1 pseudogene is annotated in these 482 nt (G+C 26.1%); it reads right to left on the minus strand.

Annotated features, from left to right (window positions below):
* A pseudogene (locus KI356_RS26955) lies at nucleotides 1-202 on the minus strand (AI-2E family transporter); the annotation flags it as partial.
* Nucleotides 203-482 lie beyond the last annotated feature (280 nt).

Raw genomic sequence — 482 nt, forward strand, 5'->3', positions numbered from 1 at the left:
AACCAGCAATAACCACTTTCCTATTTACTTTCAATTTTTTTGAAATAAACTTTTGAAATCGATCCATCAAAAACGTGAGAATAAACGTAATTAATATTAAATTAATCATACTTTTTAATCCATACAATACAAGCACTAATATTATTAAAACGAGAAACCGTTGAAACCCTCTACTTCGAAAGAAATTTTTCACTTCATTCATTAAAAATTAACCTCCCCCTTCAATGGATGGAAATTGAATATATTACATTTTATGAACTTCTATAGACAATCTTTCTTACTAATTAGGAAGAATCCTTTTTTTCTTTTCTAATGTCGGATTTTTCATCTAATACTTTTCTAAAAATTATTTTCCAACTCTATATTTTAGGAGAACGTCTATTTTTAGATTGTTGCTCCTTAGTAGATTTTTCATATTGAAAAAAGAGAGTTATCTATTACTTAACTCTCTCTAGAAAAATGCTAACTGAAAAGCTTAATTA

Source organism: Bacillus hominis (assembly GCF_018332515.1).
Lineage (GTDB): Bacteria > Bacillota > Bacilli > Bacillales > Bacillaceae_G > Bacillus_A > Bacillus_A hominis.